Below are 20,129 nucleotides of genomic sequence, written 5' to 3'. Positions count from 1 at the left end.
GCGGTGGGGTGGTCATCCCGCGCCGACGGTGGGACCGAGGGGGTGCCGGCTGCAGGCCGCGCGCAGATGTTCCAGACAGTCACAGGCGGCGTCGGGGCCGCCGATCAGGCCGCCCTTCGTGGCGAAGCGCAGCCCGTCGTGGGGCCCGCCCACCAGATGTCCGGCGATGGCCAGCGGCAGCACCTCGGTCTCGATGGCGAAGCCGTCGGCGCCCAGCTCCGCGGTGACGGCCGCGGCGACATCGCCGCCCGAGGCGTACAGGCCGCCGGGGCGCAGTTCGGCGACCGCACGGCGGGCGACCTCGGCGAGAGCCCGCAGGATGCGCCCGGCGGTGCCGGGATCGAGCACCGCGGCGGATCCGGTGGGTGCGGACGGCGGTTCGGGGGCGAGCCGGACGCCGAGCACCGTGGCGCCCTCCCCCGCTGCCGCGCGCAGCGCCGCCAGCGTCCGGTCGGGGTCCGGGGCGGTGGGGTCGAGCGTGGTCCAGCGGGCGCCGAGCGCGGTTTCGGTGCGGGCGAGCTGGGTGTGGGTGCGGTCCGTGACGCTCCCGACGACCGCGAGGATGCGGGCGGGCGCGCCGGCTTCGGGCCGCAGGCCGAGTTCGGCGGCGAGCGCCGCGCCGAACGGTCCCGAGTCCAGCGCGACCCAGCGGACGGAGTCCTCGGCGGCGAGCCGGGCGGCGGCCACCGCGACCGTCCGCAGATGGGCGTTCTCGGTGGCGTCACAGACCACGATCTCGGCCGGGCTCTCCCGTAACGCCGCGGCCACCGCGTCCGGGCCGCGCTCGACGACGTCCAGCGCCACCTCGTCCGCGGTGCGCCCGCTCTGTGCGCCCAGCACCGCCGCGACCCGGGAATGCTGCACGGGATCGAACGGGTCGCGGGCCACGGCCGTGCGGGTCAGCGGTACGCCGTCGACGAGATGGAGGCCGCCCACCGTGGTCCGGCCGGCGTCGGGGAAGGCGGGGACGGCCAGCGTCCGGACCCGGGCCGACGGCTCGCGGGCGGCGAGGGCGTCCAGCACCGCGTCGAGTTCGCTGCCGGGGTTGCCGCGCAGGGTGGTGTCGACGCGCTTGACGATCAGGGGTGCCCCGCCCGCCGTCTCGACGGCGGTCCGCACGGCCGCGTAGGCGCGGGCGGGGGGCCAGTGCCGGGAGGCGGTGTTGACGACAAGGACGTCCACCCGGTGCGCATAGCGCTCGACTTGGGCGAGCGCGCCGACGGTGACGGCCCGCAGGCCCAGTCGCGCATAGCGCGCACCGGTCGCATTGCTGCCGGTGAGGTCGTCTCCGATGACGAGTACCTGGGCCACGAGGTCTCCTCCCGTCGGCTCCGGTGCCGCGGCGTCGACCCCGAAGTGACCGAACCGCGCATTTTTGATTGCGCAGTTCACGCAACTCAGAGTGGCTACTCGCCGAACGGGCTGTCAAGAGGTGTGTACGGCGCTCCCGTCGGCGGGCCTCCCGGTGCCGTCCGTGACCGGGTGCACCCGCCATCCCCCGTCCGAGAACGCGGCCAGCTCCCGCTCCGTCCCCCCGGAGATCAGCCCCGTACCCGCCGGCATCTCCGCCCAGTACGGAAAGCCCCCTCCCCCGCGGAGCTTGGAGTGGTCGGCGAGCACCCAGGCGGACCGGGCGCACCCGGCCATGGTCTCCTTCAGCGCGGCCTGTTCGGGGTCGGGGCAGTTGATGCCGCGGCGGGGGTCGAGTCCGTCGACGCCGAGGAAGGCGATGTCCGGGGTGAGCCGGCGCAGCGCCTGTTCGGTCCGGGTGCCCAGCAGGGACTCGTTGGGGCGCCGCAGCCGGCCGCCGAGCACCACGACTTCCACCTCGGCGTCGGCCAGTTCGACCAGCGTGGACAGGCCGTTGGTGACGACGGTGAGGTCGCCGCGGCCGCGCAGTTCGTGTGCCAGCCGGGCGACGGTGGTGCCCGCGTCGAGGAGCACGACGTCGCCGCTGCGCACCAGCCCGGCCGCGGCGCGGGCGATGGCGTCCTTCTCGCCCCGCTGTGCACGCTCCTTGTCGTGCCGGGAGCGCTCCACCGCCCGGTGGTCGACCGCGCCGCCGTACGTCCGCGTGATACGGCCGAGCGCGGCCAGCGTGGCGAGATCGCGGCGGACGGTGGACAGCGAGACATCGAATTCCGCGGCGAGATCGTGCACGCTGATGTCCCCGGCACCGAGGAGTTGCACCATCCGCTCGCGCCGCTGCCGGGTGGCCGAGCGTTCCCCACTGGTCACGTCGCTGCCCGCCTCCGCCTGCCGTCGACCACGCGGCGCCCTGGAGGGGCGCCGGCACTCAAGTTGCGTGTTTCGCGCAATTCGAGGTTAGCAGTCGGGCAGACAGCGGCGGGCAGCCTCGGGTGGTCAGGCGAGTACCTTCGCCTTGGCCTTCTGGAACTCCTCCTCGGTGATGTCCCCGTGGTTCTTCAGTTCGGCGAGCTTCGCCAGGGAATCCGCGTGCCGCGCCGTCTCGTCACCGGTCGCGACGGTGTCCCGCAGGTAGGTCTGCAGTTGCTTTTGCTGCCGTTCCGCCTGCGCGAACTCCCGCTCGCTCATTCCGTGGCCGCGCGCGATCACATAGATGAAGACGCCCAGGAAGGGCAGCAGAATCACCAGGACGAGCCAGCCTGTCTTGGCCCAGTTGTTGATGTCACGGCTCCGGAAGATGTCGCCGATGATCCTGAACAGCAGGATCAGCCACATGACCCACAGGAAGATCAGGCACATCGTCCAGAATGCGTTGAGCAGCGGGTAATCCATCACGGCCTCCTCGTGACGCAGAGACCCCCGAGCTCCCTCACCTCAAGCATCGTCGAGGTCGAGGTCCACCGCTACCAGATCGATGCCGGCCAGTGCCTGTTCCGTCCAGATGACCTTGCCGCTGGTGGTGTACCGGGTGCCCCAGCGTTCGGCCAATTGGGCGACGAGGAAGAGGCCGCGGCCACCCTCGTCCGTGGTGGCGGCCTGCCGCAGATGCGGTGAGGTGCTGCTGCGGTCGGAGACCTCACAGATCAGGGAGGTGTCGCGGATCAGCCGTACGCGGATGGGGCCGGCCGCGTACCGGATGGAGTTGGTGACCAGCTCGCTGAGGATCAGCTCGGCGGTGAACGCCGCGTCCGCCAAGCCCCATTCGATCAGCTTGCGCACGGCCGTGGCGCGTATGTGGGCCACCGCCGAGGGGTCCGGCGGCACGTCCCACTCGGCGACGTGCGCGGCATCCAGCACCTGGGTGCGGGCGACGAGAAGGGCGATGTCATCGCTGGGGCGCTCCGGCAACAGCGCGCTCAGCGCCGCCTCACAGGTCTCCTCCGGCGTCCGGCCGGGGTGGTCGGACAGCGTACGGCTCAGCAGCGCCATGCCCTCGTCGAGGTCGCGGTTGCGGTCCTCGACGAGCCCGTCGGTGAACAGCACCAGACGGCTCGCCTCGGGCAGTTGCTGCTGCCAGGTCTCGAAGGGCAGTCCGCCGAGTCCGAGCGGCGGGCCGCCGGGCACGTCGGCGATCTCGGCGGTGCCGTCGGGCCGCAGCAGCACGGGCTGGACGTGCCCGGCGCGCGCCATGGTGCAGTTCCCGGACGCCGGGTCGTAGATGGCGTAGAGGCAGGTGGCTCCGGTGACCGAGCCCTCGGCGCCCTCGTCCTGATCGATACGGGTGACGAGTTCGTCGAGGTGCCAGAGGATTTCGTCGGGCGGCAGGTCCAGATTGGCGAAGTTGTGGACCGCGGTCCGCAGCCGTCCCATGGTGGCCGCGGCATGCAGTCCGTGCCCCACGACGTCCCCGACGACCAGCGCCACCCGGGCGCCGGGCAGCGGGATGATGTCGAACCAGTCGCCGCCGACGCCGCCGAGCCCGCCGCGCCCGGCCTGGGCGGGCAGATAACGGTAGGCCGCCTCGACGGCGTTCTGTTCCGGCAGGGCGCGCGGCAGCAGGCTGCGCTGCAGGGTGACGGCCATGGTGTGTTCGCGGGTGTAGCGGCGGGCGTTGTCGATGCTCACCGCGGCGCGGGCGACCAGCTCCTCGGCGACCGACAGGTCCTCGTCCTCGAACGGCTCGGGCACGTTGGAGCGCCAGAAGATGGCGACGCCCAGGATGACGCCGCGGGCCCGCAACGGCACCGCGATCCTGGAGTGGATGCCGTGCTGGACGATCTTTCTGGCCCGGTCGGGGCTCTGCAGATGCCAGCCGGTGAACGCCGTCAGGTCCGCTTCCAGCGCCGCCTGCCCGCTCAGCAGGCTGGCACCGAGGGCGGTGGCCGGCTCGAAGCGGATCAGCCGGCCGACGGGGTAGAGGCCGCTCTCGACCGGGGCGCCGCTGAGGGCCGTGCGGCGCATCTCGACGATCGCGTTGGTGGGGGCGGTCGGCTCCTCGCCGATCAGCACGTCCTCGGCCAGATCGACGGTGACGATATCGGCGAAGCGGGCGGCGCCGAACTCCGCGAGCTCCTCGCAGGTGCGCACCACGTCGAGGGTGGTGCCGATCTCCGTGCCGGCGTCGTAGAGCAGCTTGAGGCGGCCGCGAGCCACATCGGCGCGGCCGGTGAGGGCCCGCAGCTCGGTGGTGTCCCGCAGCGTCGTGACGCTGCCCGGTGGTCCGCCGGCCTGGTCCGTCGAGCGCTGGTTGACGGCCAGCAGGCGGTCGCCGACCGGGTGGACCTCGTCGGTGACGACCCGGCCGGAGGCCAGCAGATGGGCGGTGGCGGGGTCGAGTCCGAGCTCGGCGACCGGCCGTCCTTCGACCTCGGACGGCAGGTCGAGCAGCCGGCGCGCCTCGTCGTTGGCGAGCAGCAGACGGCCGTCCCCGCCCACGATGATCACGCCCTCGCGTACGGCGTGCAGAACCGCGTCGTGGTGCTCGTACATCCGGGTCATCTCGGCCGGGCCGAGGCCGTGGGTCTGCCGCCGCAGGCGCCTGCTGACCAGTGCCGTACCGCCGGTGGCGACGAGGAGGACGCCGGCCGCGGCACCGAACAGCAGCGGGAACTGGTTGTCGACGACGCCGCTGACACGTTTGACGGTGATACCGGCCGAGACCAGCCCGATGACCTTGCCGTTACGTCCGAAGACCGGTACGACGGCCTGTACCAGGGGCCCGATGGTGCCGGTGATCCGCTCGGTGACGACGCCGCCGGCCAGTGCCGGTTTGATCGTGCCGACGAACTTCTTGCCGATGCGGTTGGGGATGGGGTGCGTGTAGCGGATGCCCTGCGTGTTCATCACGACGATGAAGTCGACCTCGGAGCGTTTGCGCGCGGCTTCCGTCCGGGGCTGCAGTATCAAGGTCGGATCGGCGCTCTTCAGCGCGGTTTCGATGCCCGGCGCATTCGCGAAGGCCTCGGCGACCGCAACCGACCTGTTGCGGGCCTCGCGGTCTCCGTCGGCCCGCGATTGCAGCACGAGAGCTGCGATGGCGGCGGCGACGAGCAACACCACGATCGCCACCTGCAGGAGAAAGACCTGACCTGCGACAGTTCGCATCCTGAGAACCGAACGCGGGCGGCCGTAGCGTCCGGCCATGTCCTCTTTCTACACCTCCCGCATACGGTGGGCGAGCCGCGCGATGCGGAGCGCAGCAGCAGCGAGCGCCCGCGCTGCTACCGGGCGGCCTCACGGGCTGTCAGAGGATCGTCCCGTGATCCCGGTCCGGGCGCCAGAGGGCGGAAAGTCTCCCCGGTAGGTTTTACTGGTACGCATATGCGAACCTCTTCGACGAAGAGGACATACGCGGCGTCCGCAGTGCGCCGCCGCACACGGAACAAATCACCCAGAGTCCGAACGGTTCATGTAACTCTTCCCACAGGCCCGGACGCTTGCCTGATCGGGGTCGGGCGCCCCTGCGCCTCCGGCGTAAGCACAATATGCCTGGTCAGCCCGGCTCGCCAGACGAACGGGTCCGCCCTTGGGGTGGCGCCGAGGTCACCCCTGCCGTAAGAGGGGACGGCGGGACGGTATGAGACGTTCGTGGGCATGCATGTTCCCGAGGAGATCCGTGCCGAGGCGGCCGCACTCATCGACCACCACGCGCTCGGGCTGTGGAAGCCGAATGACGCCGACCGGCGAGCCGCCGTGGCGCTCTACCGCTTCCTCGAAACCGGTCTGCCGCTCACGGGCGAGCAGATCCGGTCCGCCCTGGCGCACACGGAGCCGTCGGCCGGGCTGCACGAGCGGCTGCTGAAGCTGCTGCAGGAGACCGCCGGGCTGCTCGACGACGCACCGGCGGCCGACAGCTCCGCCGGGCGGGACGCCGTCGACCACGTATGCCTTCTGCTGGACGCGCTCGCGCTCTCCGCGCACTCCGGCCAGTAAAGAAGAAGGCCCGCCCGGGCAGGTGCTCCGGGCGGGCGGTTCTGGGGCCGTCAGGGCCCTATTCGGACAGCGGGGCGGCGGGCACCGTCTCGACGGGAGCCTGCTCGTCCTCGGGGACCGAGATCACCCAGTGCGTCTCCTGGCGGGGGCGCAGGTAGCACACCCAGTACAGGGCGGCGGCCGCCACGATCGCGCCGGTGATCACCAGGCTCTTGGTGCTCTGCTGGTAGAGCACCCACGCCAGCACCACGATCAGCAGCGCCGGGATCGCCGGCCACAGCGGCATCCGCCAGGCCAGCCGGTGCTTGTGCTCACCGCGGCGCGAGACCAGGGCGCCCAGGGCGACGAAGACGTACATCGCGGCGACGGCCACGCCGGTGACCTCGCTCAGGGTGTCGAGGTTGACGAAGCACAGGGCCGCTCCGGGCACGCCGACCGCGAGGGTGGCCGCCCAGGGGGAGCCGAAGCGCCGGCCGACGTGCGAGAAGATGCGGTTGACGGTGGTCGGCCAGGCGGCGTCGCGCGCCGAGGAGAAGACCACCCGGGAGTTCTGGATCACCATCACGATCGCCGCATTGATGATCGCCAGAGCGATGCAGAGGCTGACGAAGGTGCCGACGCCCGAGTTGCTCCAGTCCTGCACCATGCCGGCGACGTCACCGGCGCCGAGGGTCTTCAGGTCGGGGGCGCCCAGGGTGATGGCGATGACCGGGATCAGGACGACGGCCGCGCCGATGGCGAGGGTCCACAGCACGGTGCGGGAGACGTTGCGGCGGGGGTTGTCCATCTCCTCGGCCAGGTACACGGCGGTGGAGAAGCCCTGCAGGATGAAGAGCGCGGTGGCCAGTCCGGCGACGATGAGGCCTCCGGTGACCGCGCTGCTGTGTCCGTTCCCGGCGTCGATGACGGGGTGGACGAGGACGGACGCGGACCGCTGGGTGTGGGTGAAGCCGAGGAAGGCGACGACCGCACAGGCGACGACCTCCAGCACCAGGAAGATGCCGGTGATCCAGGCGTTGGCGCGCAGGTCGAGCAGGCCCATGGCGGTGGCCAGCAGCATCACGGCGGCTGCGGTCCACTGCGGATCCAGGTGCACGATCGGGGCCAGATAGTCGGCGGTGCCCAGGGCGATGATGGGCGGCACGATCATGACGACGATCAGCGAAAGGATGAAAACCAGCCATCCGGCGAGCCGGCCCATGAGCGTGCCGACCATGGCGTACTCACCGCCGGAGCTCGGTATCAGCGTGCCGAGCTCCGAGTAGGTGAAGGCCACGCCGATACACAGCAGAGCCGCGACCGCGATGGTCAGCGCGGTGCCCGTGCCCAGGGTCGCGAAGGAGTCCGGAACGATCACGAAGAGCGAGGACGCCGGGGTCAGGCAGGACAGCGTGAGCAGGGTGCCACCGACCACGCCGATCGACCGGGTGAGTTTGGGGGTGCTCGCGGCGTCCCCCTCCGTCGCACCACGGATGGTCCGCTCAGGCTCTGCGGAGGCAACAGGCGTGTAGGGCATATCGGTATCCGTATCCCATCGGTGCTGGCGGCAAGAGAGGTGGCACCTGCAGGAGGGGCGCCACAAAGCGGTCTGAACCCGGACATCCCCAGGTCCGCTTTGGTGACCGAATAAAACCCCCGCCGACGACTCCCGTCAAGACCTTGTTAAAGGTGTGAGACAACGAAATCCGCAGCATCGCCGGGCGCTTGGAACGCTTATCAATGATCCGTCTAGAGAATTCAAGCGGATTTCGCGGTTGAGCGGGGCGATGCGGAGCGCCCACGGGTGCCGCCGAATCCGTCGTGGCTCCCGCGAATCCGCGCCCGTACCGTCACTCCTTGTGCGCCTGCACGCGGGCGATCAGCAACGCGACGTCGTCGTGGTCGTGCTCGTCGCGCAGGGAGGCCAGCAGGCGGTCGCAGAGCTCGTCCAGATCCTCCTGGGGCTCCGACAGCAGCTCCAGCAGAGTGTCCAGCCGGGCGTCTATCGGCTGGTCGCGGGTTTCGATCAGCCCGTCGGTATAGAGCACCAGCTGATCGCCCGCGCGGAGCGGGACCGTGGTCTGCTCGAAGGGAACGCCACCGACGCCGAGTGGCGCGCCGGTGGGCAGATCCAGCAGCTCGGGCGGCCGGTCCGGCCGCACCACGACCGGTGGCAGATGCCCGGCGACGGCGACCCGGCACACGCTGCTGTGCGGGTCGTACACGGCGTACAGGCAGGTCGCGAAGGCCGGGTCGAGACCGCCGGCGATGTGGTCGAGATGGCGCAGCACCTCGTCCGGATCGAGGTCGAGGTCGGCCAGGGCGCGGGCGGTGGTGCGCAGCTGGCCCATGGTGGCGGCGGCGTTGATGCCGCTGCCCATGACGTCGCCGACGACCAGCGCGGTCTTGTCCCCGGCCACGGGTATCGCGTCGAACCAGTCGCCGCCGACCTCGCTGGCCGCCTGGGCCGGCTGGTAGCGGTAGGCGATCTCCATGGCTGTGGGCTGCGGTGGCCGGTGGTTCATCAGATGGCGCTGGAGGGTGAGCGCGGTGCGGCGTTCGCTCTGGTAGGACCGCGCGTTGTCGATGCAGACCGCCGCCCGGGCGGCCAGCTCGACGGCGAGCACCGCATCGTCCTCGTCGAACGGCTCCTGATTGCGCACGCGGTAGAGCGACAGCGCACCGAGGACCTCACCACGGGCGATCAGCGGTACGGCCAGATAGGAGTGCAGCCCCGCCTTGTTCAGGACGGCGGCCCCTTGCGGGTCCGCGGCGATGTGCGGCAGGTCCTCCTCGCCCACCTGGGCGACGAGGACCGGGCGGGCTTCGGTCACACACCGGGTGATCAGCCGGTCCGCCTCATAGGAGGCGATCTGGCCCGTGGGGTCGGCGGCACGGACGGCCTCGGTGTGGTAGGCCGTGGAGACGGCGAGCGCGCGGAAGCGGGCCGGGCCGCCGCGGGACAGCGAGGTCGGGCGCCGGCCGTCCAGGACGGCGTCGAGGACGTCGACCGCGGCCATGTCCGCCAGTTCGGGGACGATGACGTCGGCCAGTTCGTGTGCGGTCTGGTCGACGTCGAGGGTGGTGCCGACGGTGGCGGAGGCGTCGGCGATGACGGCCAGCCGCCGGCGGGCGCGGGCGGCCTCGGTGGCGGCCCGGTGCTGCTCGGTGACGTCGACGACCGAGGTGGCCAGCCCCAGCACCCGGCCGTGGGCGTCCTCCAGCCGGTAGTAGGACACCGACCAGGCCTTGTCGGCATGGGGGTCGGAGGCGGTGCGGCCGACGGTGAACTGGTCGAGCATCGGCCGGCCGGTGTCGAGGACCTCGCGCATGCCGGCCACGATGGTGTCGGTGTTCAGGAAGGACAGCGCCTCGCGGACGTCGCGGCCGATGTGCTGGTCGGCGGGCAGCTCGTTGATGCGCTCCAGTGCGGGGTTGACCATGACGAAGCGCAGCGAGGTGTCCAGGACCGCCAGGCCGATCGGCGACTGGGCCACGAGGCGTACGGACAGCGCCAGATCGCGCTCCACCCGCCGCAGCACGGCCTGGTCGGTGGCGATGCCCAGGGCGTAGGACTCGCCGCGCTCGTCCAGCAGCCGCATGTTGCGGAATTCGACGAGCCGGGTGCTGCCGTCCTTGTGCTGGACCGGGAAGACCCCTGCCCAGCTCTCGCCGCCCGCCATGACCTCGGTGAACAGGCTCAGCACCAGATCGAAGTGCTCCGGTCCGACCAGCAGCTGTGCCGCGGGTCGGCCGAGCGCTTCCTCGGCGCTCCAGCCGAACAGCGCCTCGGCCTGCGGGCTCCACAGGGTGATCCGTCCGTCCGCGTCCAGCATCACGGCGGCCACGCCGAGCAGGTCCAGCAGGCCGCCTGGCTGCCCCGGTGCGGCCCCTACGCGGGCGGCACCCTCGGGGAACGCGTCGGTCGCACCCATCCAGGCACTCCTTCCGCCGGTCGTCGCGGACCGACAGCCGTGGCGCTCTCCGTACATCGGCCGATTCTCACAGTGCTTCCGTTGCTCTCCATCATCTCTCGACACGGGACGGACCTGCAGACAGAGCGGGATCCGCAGGGCAGCCGCGACCCGTGCGCGAGGGAGCATTATCCGACGCCGTTCCCAGGTGGGCGACCGTGTTGGCGATATTCGAAGCGATGTTTCCGGCCGGGTTTGGGAGCGGTGATACGGGCGCCGGGCGCATGGCGTACGGCGGCGGCCCGTGCGGGCGGGGCGCGGCACCGTTCCGACTTGGAGTTGTTGATCTACAGCGACTAAGCTGGACCTCTTGGTTGCCTCCAGCAACTAAATTCGCGAGACCGCATACCGGCGCAGAGGACTGCGCCCGCCGGCGTCAGGAGGAAGCCCGACATCATGCCCAGCGCCCCGACATTCCGCACATACGTGGAGGAGAACCTCGATGCCCTTAGCGCCGACCCGACGCGCGAAGCCCTGGTCCACCAAGGCCGCCGCGTCACCGCAGGGGAGTTCCGCGCACTCGTCCACCGCCTGGCACGCGCCCTGCGCGCCCGCGGCGTCGACCGCGCAGCGACCGTCACGCTGCTGAGCGGCAACCTCCCGGAGACCCTCGCCGCCCGCTACGCGGCCAATCTGCTCGGCGCCCGGGTCAACTTCCTCTACAACAAGCTGTCCGCCGAGTCCCAGGCCGCCATCGTCCGCGATGTCGAGACCCGCGCCCTGATCGTCGACCCGCGCCTTGCCGAACGGGCCGCCGAGCTCACCGGGCTGGCGCCGGTGCCGGACGTCCTCGTGCTCGGTCCGGCCAAGGTGGGCGCGGATCTGCTGGAGCTGGCGGCCGGCGAGTCCGACGAGCCGTTCGCGAGCCGCGCCCGGCCGGACGATGTGTGCACCATCCGCCACACCGGCGGCACCACCGGCCACCCCAAGGGCATCTGCACCACCTTCACGCAGGCCCGCTGGTTCCACGGAGTGCACCCGCTGCAGCCGGAGTTCGCGCCCCGGCAGCTGGTCTGCACCACCCTCGCGCACGCCGCGGGCGTGATGGCCGACCGCACCCTGCACGCGGGCGGCACGGTCGTCCTGCTCGACGACTTCGACCCCGCGACCGCGCTCGCCGCCATCGAACGCGAGCGCATCACCGACCTGTTCCTGTTGCCGCCGCTGCTCTATCAGCTGATGGACCATCCGGACGCGCAGCACACCGACACCTCCAGCCTGCGGCTGCTGACGTACGGCGGCTGCCAGGCGTCCCCCGCCCGGATAGCCGACGCGGTACGGGCGTTCGGGCCGGTACTGGTGCAGGGCTACGGGCAGAACGAGGCCGGCGGCATCAGCGTGCTCACCCAGGACGACCACGACCCCGAGCGCCCCGACCGGCTGCGCTCCGCGGGCAGGGCGCTGCCGGGCGTCGAGGTGGCGATTCGCGACGAGTCGGGCCGTGACCTGCCGGCCGGTGAGCACGGCGAGGTCTGTGTGCGCTCCGACATGATCATGCAGGGGTACTGGAAGCAGCCCGAGCTGACCGCCGAGGTACTGCGGGACGGCTGGCTGCACACCGGGGACATCGGCTTCCTCGACGACGAGGGGTACCTGACCATCGTCGACCGGCTCAAGGACATGATCGTCGTGGTCGGCGGCCATGTGTACACCACGGAGCTGGAGGACCTGCTGAACTCGCACCCGCAGGTACTCCAGAGCGCCGTGTTCGGGGTCCGTGACGCCGACCGCATGGAGCGGGTGCACGCCGCGGTCGTCCGGGCGCCGGGCAGCAGCGTCGACGCCGCGCAGCTGTGCGCGATGGTGCGGACGGAGCGCGGCGTGATGTACGAGCCCGCGCGGGTCACGTTCGTCGATGCGCTGCCGCTGACCGATGCCGGCAAGCCGGACAAGAAGGAACTGCGCCGGCAGGCCGAGCAGGAGGCCGGCACCGCCGGATGACCACGATGACGGGCCGCCGCGGCTGATGCCGCGACGGCCCGTCGGTTCTGCTGCCGGTCAGTGTCAGAGGATGCCGAACAGACCGAACGGGAAGCCGAACAGGCCGAAGAAGCCGAAGGGGCCGCCACGGCCGAAGCGGCCGAAACCCTCACGGCCAAAGTCGCCGCGACCCTCGAAACCGCGGTGGTGCCCGTGGTGACGGTGGTGACGGCCATGGTGGTCATTCTGGGGCGCGGCCTGAGCCAAGCCGGCGAGCGGGACGACGGCGGCAGCGGCGATCGCCGCGGCAGCCACGGAGCGGCCTATGAACTTGCGCATTGCGTTTCTCCTGTTTGGCAGGAAATCGGACATTCGATGAATACCGCGTACCGCCGAAAACCCCGCAGACACGGCGAACAGCCACTCCAACGGCCCCGGGAATTGCTCCAGTCGCGGTAACGAACGGGGCGGGTGATCCGGCGGCCGCACCGGTCAGAGCCGGACGATGACGAGGGCCGCATCATCGGTGGCGCCGTGGGGCGGCAGCAGCTCCGCCAGCAGCGCGTCGGCCAGCGTCTCGGCGTCGGCGCCGCGGTGCCGGGTGAGCGCCGCCGCCAGCCGTGCCAGCCCGACATCGATGTCCTCGTGGCGGCGCTCGATCAGTCCGTCGGTGTACAGGACCAGCACGGCGCCGTCGGCGAAGGCGACGTCCGCCTCGGGGCGGGCCACATGCTCGGGACGCGCCCCCAGCGGCGGGTCGGTCGCCTGGTCCAGCAGTTCCACCCGGCCGTCCGGGTGCAGCAGGGCCGGCGGCGGGTGGCCGGCGCTGCTGTAGGCGAGGGTGTGCGTGGTCCAGTCGACGATCGCCTGCACCGCGGTGGTCGACTCGGCACCGTCCACCGACCGGGCGTAGATGCCGAGCACCTCCAGCGCCTGGGCCGGGCCCCGGGTGACCAGGGTGGCGGCGCTCAGCGCGCTGCGCAGCTGGCCCATGACGCAGGCGGCGTCCAGTCCGTGGCCGACGACATCGCCGACGGCCACCGCCATCCGGTCGCCGGGCAGTTCGGCCAGGTCGTACCAGTCGCCGCAGACATTGAGCGCGCCGACCGCCGGGCGGTAGCGCACCGCCGCCCGGTGCCCCATGACCCGGGGCGCGGGCAGCATCGCGTCCTGGAGGGCGAGCACCACCTCCCGCTCCCGCGCGTGGGAGCGCCGCAGCCGGTCGTTGACCTCCTGGAGTTCCTTGGCGCGGCTGTAGAGCTCGGCCTCCATCCGCTCCCGGTCACCGCCGTGGTTCCGGGCGCCGGCCCGGACGATCTCGGTGACCTCCTCGACCCGGTGCACGATCAGCTGCACCTGCCCGTCGGGGCCGAGCACCGGCGCATTGACCGGGCTCCAGTACCGCTCCTCGAACACGCCGGGCCGGCCGGGCGCCTCGACGTCATAGCGCTGCAGCCCCATGGTGTCGCGGCTGCCGGTGGCCAGCACCCGCTCCAGGGACGCCCGGAGATTGCGCTCCCCGGACGCGTCGGAGGTGTCGGGATTCTCGGGGAAGACGTCGAAGAGGCGGCGGCCGATCAGCTCGTGGCGTTCCCGGCCGGCCCGCTGAAGGAGGGCCTCGTTCGCGTCGACGATCACGAACTGCGGGGTGAGCAGCAGCACTCCGCCCGGCAGCGCCTGGAACACCGCCGCGTAGTCGATCGCGGAGCTGCTCATGTGCGGCCCGCACCGGACGGCGGGGCCTGGGGCAGCCGGGTCCCCGGGTGCAGGTGGGCGCAGAGGAACGCCACGGCCAGCGCGGCGGCCATCCCGTAGAAGACCGCCCGGTTGCCCTCGGCGAAGTCCATCCGTACCGCCTCCAGCACCTCCGGCGGCAGCCGCGACGAGCTGCCCTCGCCGGCCGGCGGCCGGCCGCCCTGGGCGGAGAGGGAATCGGTGAGGCCGTGGGCCAGTTCGCGGGAGGTGGCGGTGGACAGCCCGCGGTCCTTGAGGCTCGCGACGATCCGGTCGGTGGTGACGTTGGCCAGCACCGTGCCCAGGACGGCCAGACCCAGGCCGGCGGCGTAGTTGCGGACGGTCTGAGTGACGCCGGTGACCTCGCCGTAGGACGTGCCGATCGCCCGGCTCACGGCGTCGGTCGAGGCCGGCGCGAGCAGCAGTCCGATGCCGGCGCCGGCCAGCACGATGTACGGCCACTGGGCGCTCAGCGACAGGTCCGTCATCTCGTGCGCCCACAGCGCGAAGCCCACGGCGCCCAGCGCGGTGCCGAGCCGGATCGCCGGCCGGGCGCCGCGCCGGTCGAGGATCCGGCCGCCGAGCTGCGCGGCGACGCCGAAGCCCGCGAAGAAGACCAGGAGATAGCGGCCCGCCTCGTTCGGCGACGAGCCGAGGGCGACCTGTGCGTAGACCGAGGCGAAGAAGAACACCGGGACGAACGCCAGCATCGCGAAGAACAGCACGGTGATATCGGCGACGAAGGCGCGGTCGCCGAACACCCGCAGGCTGATCAGCGGGTGACGGGTGCGCAGTTCGAGGCGGACGAAGACGGCCAGCACCAGCAGCCCGCCGACGATGCACGCCCAGGTGGCCGCACTGGCCCAGCCCCAGGTGGCAGCCTGCTGCAGACCCAGCACGCCCAGGACCGTACCGGTGGCGAGCAGCAGCGCACCGCGCCGGTCCAGGCTCCCGCGGCGCCGCTCGTCGGGGAGGTGCGCCGGCAGTGTCAGGACGACGGCGACGACCGCGACCGGCACATTGACCCAGAAGACGGCCCGCCAGGTCCAGGTGGTGAGCCAGCCGCCGAGGACCGGCCCGATGGCGGTCAGTGCGCCGGAGAGCCCGAGGAACAGGGCCGGGGCCCGGCCCCGGCGTTCGGCCGGAAAGACCATGACCACCACGGCGAGCGCCGCCGGGAATATGAGGGCCGCGCCGATGCCCTGGACGGCCCGGCACACGATCAGCCAGGTCTGCGCGGCGTCCCCCGCCGGCACCGCGCCGCACAGCGCGGCGGCGAGGATGAAGACCCCGGTGCCCAGGAACATGATGCGGCGGTGGCCGAGCAGATCAGCCAGCCGCCCGCCCAGCGCGAAGCATGCCGCCAGGGCGAGCAGATAGGCGTTGACGACCCATCGGATGCCGGAGGCGGACAGGCCCAGCTCCTCGGTGAGCTGCGGCGCCGCGATGGACACCATCGTCTGGTCGATGAAGGTCATCGACACCGCGAAGAGCATGGCGGCGAGCGAGAGCGTCTCGTGCACCGCTCCCGCCCCGGCCGTCCGCTGTGCCTCCGGCACGCGCCGGCGGTTCGTCTCCGGTGCGTTCCTGTCGTGGGCCACGTGCGAAATGTTCCCGTCCGGGCCGGGTGGGCGCACGCCGGGCGACGGGGGCCGCCCGCCCGCCGGCAGTCGAACGGGGAGGCCGGTCCGGTCCTGTGGCAGCCGTGGCGGGTGCCGCCGTTCGGGTCAGCCCGCCGACCGCCGCCCGGTGCGGCAGGGCCGCCGGCCGCCGGGGCCGGTGTCCGCCCGGCACCCGCCGGCCCGGCCCTGCCCCGCCCGCACCTCTAACGGGTCCGGCTCTCCCCCCACCCTCACTTCTTACGGGCCCGGCTCGGCTGCACCCTGGACGGCTCCCCCGGCATCTTCGGATGGTCGGGCGGATAGGGCATGTCCCCCAGCCCGGCGTCCGCCTCCTGCCGGTCCGCGAGTTCCAGGACGGATTCCAGGCCGAAGGCGTGGTCCGCCATGTCGGCGTGCACATCGCCGAGTTCCGCGAACCGCGGTGGCACCGTACGCAGATCGAAGTCCTCGGGTGTGGCGTCGGACAGCTCGTCCCAGTGCAGCGGGGTGGAGACGGTCGCCCGCGGCCGGGCGCGCAGCGAGTAGGCGGAGGCGATGGTCCGGTCCCGGGCCATCTGGTTGTAGTCGACGAAGACCTTCGCGCCGCGTTCCTCCTTCCACCAGGCCGAGGTCACCCGGTCCGGCATCCGGCGCTCCAGCTCCCGGGCCACGGTGATGGCGGCGCGTCTGACCTCGGTGAACGTCCAGCGGGGCCGGAGCGGCACATAGACGTGCACCCCGCGGCCACCGGACGTCTTGGGCCAGCCGCGCAGCCCGTGCTCCGCCAGCAGCTCCCGCAGGACGTGCGCGACCCGGACGGCGTCGGTGAAGTCGGTGCCGGGCTGCGGGTCGAGGTCGATCCGCAGTTCGTCGGGGTGCTCGGTGTCGGCCCGGCGGACCGGCCACGGATGGAACGTCAGACAGCCCAGATTGGCCGCCCAGACCACGGCCGCGGGCTCGGTGGGGCACACCTCGTCGGCGAACCGTCCGCTGGGAAAGGCGATACGGGCGGTGGGCAGCCAGTCGGGCAGTCCCTTGGGCGCCCGCTTCTGGTAGAAGAACTCGCCCTCCACGCCGTCGGGAAAGCGCTGCATGGTGGTGGGCCGGTCGCGCAGGCCCCGCAGCACCCCGTCGGCGACGGCGAGGTAGTACTGCGCGACGTCCAGCTTGGTGAAGCCGCGCTCCGGGTAATACGTCTTGTCGGGGTTCGACACGCGCACCGTGCGCCCCGCGACATCCAGCTCGACAGCTCCGCCTCCGGCCATGACTCCACGTTAGGTTCCGGGCGGCGGCGCCGCGCGCCGGGAGAGCGGCGGCCGGCCCGCATCCGGCGCGCGGGAAGCGGCCCCAGCCTTCAGGATCGGGACATGGACCTGCCCGTGATGCCCCCGGTCTCCCCGATGCTCGCGAAGCTGGTGACCGACATTCCCGCCGGCATGCAGTACGAGGCGAAGTGGGACGGCTTCCGCGTCATCGTCTTCCGCGACGGCGACGAGGTCGAGATCGCCAGCCGCACCACGAAATCGCTCACCCGTTACTTCCCCGAAGTGGTCACGGCGGCCCGGGCCGAGCTGCCGCGGCGCTGTGTCCTCGACGGCGAGATCGTCATCGCCCATGACGGCCGGCTGCACTTCGAGGAGCTGCTGGAGCGCATCCACCCGGCCGACTCCCGGGTCCGTACGCTCGCCGAGCGGACCCCCGCCTCGCTCGTCGCCTTCGACCTGCTGGCCCTGGATTCCGCCGCGCTGGTGCACGAGCCGCAGACGGCGCGCCGGGAAGCTCTGGTCGAGGCGCTGCGGCCGGCGCGTGCTCCGGTGTACACCGCGCCCGCCACCACGGATCAGGAGCTGGCGCGCCGATGGTTCACCCAGTTCGAGGGCGCGGGGCTGGACGGGGTGGTCGCCAAACCGCTCGATCTGCCGTACCGGCCCGGCGACCGTGCCATGTTCAAGATCAAACATGCCCGGACCGCGGACTGTGTCGTCGCGGGGTACCGGCTGCACAAGAGCGGTCCGGTGGTCGGCTCCCTGTTGCTCGGCCTGTACGACGACGCCGGGCAGTTGCAGCACGTCGGGGTGTCCGCCTCGTTCCCCATGGCGAAACGGCGCGCGCTGGTCGAGGAGCTGGCGCCGCTGCGGATGGACGAGGTCGCGGAGCACCCGTGGGGCGAGTGGACCGATGAGGCGGCGCATGCCGCGCGCCGGATGCCCGGTGGGCCCAGCCGCTGGAGCGGCGGCAAGGATCTGTCGTGGGTGCCGCTGCGCCCGGAGCGGGTCTGCGAGGTCGCCTACGACCACATGGAGGGCAGCAGATTCCGTCATACCGCCCAGTTCCGCCGCTGGCGCCCGGACCGTACGCCGGAGAGCTGCGGCTACGACCAGCTGGAGGAGCCTGTCCATTACGACCTGGGGGAGCTGCTGCAGGGCTGACCGCGTCAGCGGGCTCGTACGCTCCCGAGGGTCAGCCCCTCAGCGGTCACGCTCCGGGGGCCAGCGGCGCCGGGGCTCCCCCGGGGCGAGGCGCTCGACCACCTCCGACAGCTCCCGGCAGGCCTGCTCGATCTTGCGGCGGATGCTGTTCTGCTCGGCGATGATCGCCGACAGCAGCAGCGCGGTGAGCGCCGCGGACATATTGAGGGCCTGGAGGTTGATCATCGCCTCCAGCAGGCTCTGCCCCCGGAACGGTCCCCTGCGGCCGTGCGCCGCCGCGATGGCCAGTACGGACACCAGCAGCACGATCGGGGCCGCCCCCGCCAGCTGGAAACGCAGCGCCGCCCACACGATCAGCGGAAAGACCAGGAACAGCAGCGAGAGCTCGCTGGAGACCGCCACGAGCGAGACCAGGACCGAGACGGTCAGTAGCGTCGCCGCCTCGGCCCACCGGTGGCCGGGCACGTCCCAGTGCCGCCGGGGCAGCGCGCGGAACGCGAGGATGAGCGGGGTGACGACGAGGATGCCCATCGCATCGCCCGACCACCACGCGACCCAGGTCTTCCAGAAGCCGCCGGCCGGCAGCGCCCCGCTGAGGAAGAGCGTCCCGGTGCCGATCGTCGCGCTGATCAGCATCCCGGCGAACGCGCCGAGGGCGACCAGAGCCACCCCGTCGCGCAGCCGGTCGAGTTCGATGCGGAAGCCCACCCTGCGGAGCATCCAGTAGGCACACACCGGGGCCAGGGTGTTCCCCGCCATGATCCCGATGACGGAGACCTGCAGATCGCTGATCGAAGCGACGACGAGGAGGGTGCCGAGCGCGATGCCGGGCCACGTCCGCAGGCCCAGGAGGAGCAGACAGCTCAGCGAAATGCCCGTGGGCGGCCACAACGGCGTGACCTGGGCACCGGCGACCACCACCTGCTCCAGCAGGCCGATCCGTGCGGTCGCGTAGTAGACGCCGGCGAGCGCGAGGATCGTCAGGGCTGCCGGCGCGAGACGGCGGAGTTCCTCGGTGCGCACCACAGCAGCCATCAGACAACGCCGGCGGACGGGCGCCGGCCACGACACGCACGCCCGGTCCGCGCTTCACCCGGCTCTGGGCGCCGCCGCGTCGAAGCGCAGCACGAGCACCGCGGAGTCGTCGGTGTGCCCGGTGAACTCGGCCACGCTCATCGCCGCGTCGGCCACCGTCGCCGGATCACCGCCGGCGTTCGCGCTGACCAGCCTGGTCACCTGCGCCAGCCCGGCTTCTATCGGGAACGACGGCCCCTCGACGACCCCGTCGGTGAGCAGGACGAACGCTCCCGCCGTGGCGAACCGCCGGTGGCTCACCGGATATTTCTCCCCCGCGACGATGCCGAGCGGCAGGCCCCCCGGGTCCTCGGCGAGGCCGTGCCGGCCGTCGGTGGTGGCCCAGATGCCGGGCACATGACCGGCCCGGGCGCTGGACAGCTCCCAGGCGACCGGGTCGAAGCGGACGAAGGTGCAGGTCGCGAAGAGCCCGCAGTCGACCGAGAGCAGCAGGTCGTTGGCCCGCCGCAGCACCTCCCCCGGGTCCGGGGCATGGACGGCGACGGCGCGCAGCCCGAAGCGGATCTGCCCCATGAAGGCGGCCGCCTCCACGTCATGGCCCTGCACATCACCGATGCAGAAGGCGAGCGTCCCGTCGGGCAGCGGGAAGCCGTCGTACCAGTCGCCCCCGATGTCCAGTCCGTGCCGGGCGGGTGCGTAGGTCGCGGCGGCACGCAGGCCCGGTATCGCAGGCAGGACGGTCGGCAGCATCTCGTGCTGCAGGGCCTCGGCCAGCTCCACCCGGGCCCGCTGGGTCTCGGCGCCTTCGCGCGCCTGGGCGGTCAGCCGGCCGAGCGTGGTCAGCAGATCGTCGGCGCTCGCGGACCGCGGGGGACGACGCCGAAGCATGGACCGCTCCAAGGTGCGTCGGTGAAGGAGCCGCCGCGGGGCCACGCTCCGTGCCCTGCCCCGCGTGGGCCGCCTGACCTGGCTTCATGGGGACTCCTGTGGAGCCCGCCTCTCCCGATTCATCTTATTTCTGCGGTGTGACTTCCGCTTGACGACCATCCGGGGGCCGCTTGCGGCTGGGGGCCGCAAGCGACGGCGGGCGTGGCAGCGAGCCGTCCCGGTGCACGGCGGCGGGGTCCGTCACCCTCCGCGTCCGGGGAAGCACGGCG

15 protein-coding genes are annotated in these 20,129 nt (G+C 72.0%); 4 read left to right on the top strand and 11 right to left on the bottom strand.

Annotated elements, in window-relative coordinates; translation table 11 throughout:
- Positions 1-12: 12 nt before the first annotated feature.
- The 4 genes from BKA18_RS35225 to BKA18_RS35210 all read right to left on the bottom strand — a co-directional run bounded on the left by BKA18_RS35225 (position 13) and on the right by BKA18_RS35210 (position 5,511).
- The gene (locus tag BKA18_RS35225) at positions 13-1,392 is read right to left on the bottom strand and encodes a four-carbon acid sugar kinase family protein (RefSeq protein WP_366044958.1); all 1,380 of its coding nucleotides are present in this window, start codon (positions 1,390-1,392) and stop codon (positions 13-15) included.
- A 33-nt stretch (positions 1,393-1,425) separates the two neighbouring features.
- Positions 1,426-2,238 (bottom strand): DeoR/GlpR family DNA-binding transcription regulator, encoded by an 813-nt coding sequence (locus tag BKA18_RS35220; RefSeq protein ID WP_366044957.1) that lies wholly within the window; start codon positions 2,236-2,238, stop codon positions 1,426-1,428.
- A gap of 126 nt (positions 2,239-2,364) precedes the next feature.
- Positions 2,365-2,760, bottom strand: a complete 396-nt coding sequence (locus tag BKA18_RS35215; protein ID WP_366044956.1) for an SHOCT domain-containing protein — start codon at positions 2,758-2,760, stop codon at positions 2,365-2,367.
- 42 nt (positions 2,761-2,802) lie between these two features.
- Complete coding sequence (locus tag BKA18_RS35210; RefSeq protein ID WP_366044955.1) at positions 2,803-5,511, bottom strand: SpoIIE family protein phosphatase; 2,709 nt, start codon at positions 5,509-5,511, stop codon at positions 2,803-2,805.
- A gap of 450 nt (positions 5,512-5,961) precedes the next feature.
- Here BKA18_RS35210 and BKA18_RS35205 point away from each other — a divergent pair, with 450 nt between their 5' ends.
- The gene (locus BKA18_RS35205) at positions 5,962-6,300 is read left to right on the top strand and encodes a hypothetical protein (RefSeq protein ID WP_366044954.1); all 339 of its coding nucleotides are present in this window, start codon (positions 5,962-5,964) and stop codon (positions 6,298-6,300) included.
- Between the two features lie 58 nt (positions 6,301-6,358).
- Here BKA18_RS35205 and BKA18_RS35200 read toward each other — a convergent pair whose 3' ends face one another.
- Positions 6,359-7,816, bottom strand: coding sequence for an APC family permease (locus BKA18_RS35200; protein WP_366044953.1), 1,458 nt, complete (start codon positions 7,814-7,816; stop codon positions 6,359-6,361).
- Between the two features lie 313 nt (positions 7,817-8,129).
- Complete coding sequence (locus BKA18_RS35195) at positions 8,130-10,214, bottom strand: SpoIIE family protein phosphatase (RefSeq protein WP_366044952.1); 2,085 nt, start codon at positions 10,212-10,214, stop codon at positions 8,130-8,132.
- A 435-nt stretch (positions 10,215-10,649) separates the two neighbouring features.
- On the opposite strand from BKA18_RS35195, the gene BKA18_RS35190 reads away from it, so the two are divergent.
- Positions 10,650-12,194: an AMP-binding protein gene (locus BKA18_RS35190; protein ID WP_366044951.1), complete on the top strand. Its 1,545-nt coding sequence runs from the start codon at positions 10,650-10,652 to the stop codon at positions 12,192-12,194.
- 60 nt (positions 12,195-12,254) lie between these two features.
- On the top strand, positions 12,255-12,632 hold the full coding sequence (locus tag BKA18_RS35185) for a hypothetical protein (RefSeq protein WP_366044950.1): 378 nt from the start codon (positions 12,255-12,257) through the stop codon (positions 12,630-12,632).
- 33 nt (positions 12,633-12,665) lie between these two features.
- Here BKA18_RS35185 and BKA18_RS35180 read toward each other — a convergent pair whose 3' ends face one another.
- The 3 genes from BKA18_RS35180 to ligD form a co-directional block, all read right to left on the bottom strand.
- The gene (locus BKA18_RS35180) at positions 12,666-13,889 is read right to left on the bottom strand and encodes a PP2C family protein-serine/threonine phosphatase (RefSeq protein WP_366044949.1); all 1,224 of its coding nucleotides are present in this window, start codon (positions 13,887-13,889) and stop codon (positions 12,666-12,668) included.
- Complete coding sequence (locus BKA18_RS35175; protein WP_366045107.1) at positions 13,886-15,403, bottom strand: MFS transporter; 1,518 nt, start codon at positions 15,401-15,403, stop codon at positions 13,886-13,888. The genes BKA18_RS35180 and BKA18_RS35175 overlap by 4 nt, the downstream gene beginning before the upstream one ends.
- A gap of 356 nt (positions 15,404-15,759) precedes the next feature.
- Positions 15,760-16,773 carry a non-homologous end-joining DNA ligase gene (gene ligD, locus BKA18_RS35170; protein WP_366044948.1) on the bottom strand — a complete coding sequence of 338 codons (1,014 nt, stop codon included), beginning with the start codon at positions 16,771-16,773 and terminating at the stop codon, positions 15,760-15,762.
- A 102-nt stretch (positions 16,774-16,875) separates the two neighbouring features.
- On the opposite strand from ligD, the gene BKA18_RS35165 reads away from it, so the two are divergent.
- Positions 16,876-17,937: an ATP-dependent DNA ligase gene (locus BKA18_RS35165; RefSeq protein ID WP_366044947.1), complete on the top strand. Its 1,062-nt coding sequence runs from the start codon at positions 16,876-16,878 to the stop codon at positions 17,935-17,937.
- Positions 17,938-17,976: 39 nt separating this feature from the next.
- Here the strand turns inward: BKA18_RS35165 and BKA18_RS35160 are convergent, their stop codons facing one another.
- Together BKA18_RS35160 and BKA18_RS35155 are read right to left on the bottom strand one after the other, a co-directional pair.
- Positions 17,977-18,963: an MASE1 domain-containing protein gene (locus BKA18_RS35160; RefSeq protein ID WP_366045106.1), complete on the bottom strand. Its 987-nt coding sequence runs from the start codon at positions 18,961-18,963 to the stop codon at positions 17,977-17,979.
- A gap of 63 nt (positions 18,964-19,026) precedes the next feature.
- On the bottom strand, positions 19,027-19,860 hold the full coding sequence (locus BKA18_RS35155; RefSeq protein ID WP_366044946.1) for a PP2C family protein-serine/threonine phosphatase: 834 nt from the start codon (positions 19,858-19,860) through the stop codon (positions 19,027-19,029).
- Positions 19,861-20,129: the final 269 nt, after the last annotated feature.

This window comes from Streptomyces auratus (assembly GCF_050433025.1).
GTDB lineage: Bacteria > Actinomycetota > Actinomycetes > Streptomycetales > Streptomycetaceae > Streptomyces > Streptomyces sioyaensis.
The sequence above is the reverse complement of the archived record's forward strand: the minus strand, read 5'-3'. Positions and strand labels throughout refer to the sequence as shown.

Coding starts and splice junctions, on each gene's coding strand:
- BKA18_RS35195 (WP_366044952.1), bottom strand. CDS start 10,214: ATGGGTGCGACCGACGCGTTCCCCGAGGGTGCCGCCCGCGTAGGGGCC.
- BKA18_RS35205 (WP_366044954.1), top strand. CDS start 5,962: ATGCATGTTCCCGAGGAGATCCGTGCCGAGGCGGCCGCACTCATCGAC.
- BKA18_RS35175 (WP_366045107.1), bottom strand. CDS start 15,403: ATGCTCTTCGCGGTGTCGATGACCTTCATCGACCAGACGATGGTGTCC.
- BKA18_RS35155 (WP_366044946.1), bottom strand. CDS start 19,860: ATGCTTCGGCGTCGTCCCCCGCGGTCCGCGAGCGCCGACGATCTGCTG.
- BKA18_RS35180 (WP_366044949.1), bottom strand. CDS start 13,889: ATGAGCAGCTCCGCGATCGACTACGCGGCGGTGTTCCAGGCGCTGCCG.
- BKA18_RS35215 (WP_366044956.1), bottom strand. CDS start 2,760: ATGGATTACCCGCTGCTCAACGCATTCTGGACGATGTGCCTGATCTTC.
- BKA18_RS35165 (WP_366044947.1), top strand. CDS start 16,876: ATGGACCTGCCCGTGATGCCCCCGGTCTCCCCGATGCTCGCGAAGCTG.
- ligD (WP_366044948.1), bottom strand. CDS start 16,773: ATGGCCGGAGGCGGAGCTGTCGAGCTGGATGTCGCGGGGCGCACGGTG.
- BKA18_RS35200 (WP_366044953.1), bottom strand. CDS start 7,816: ATGCCCTACACGCCTGTTGCCTCCGCAGAGCCTGAGCGGACCATCCGT.
- BKA18_RS35210 (WP_366044955.1), bottom strand. CDS start 5,511: ATGGCCGGACGCTACGGCCGCCCGCGTTCGGTTCTCAGGATGCGAACT.
- BKA18_RS35190 (WP_366044951.1), top strand. CDS start 10,650: ATGCCCAGCGCCCCGACATTCCGCACATACGTGGAGGAGAACCTCGAT.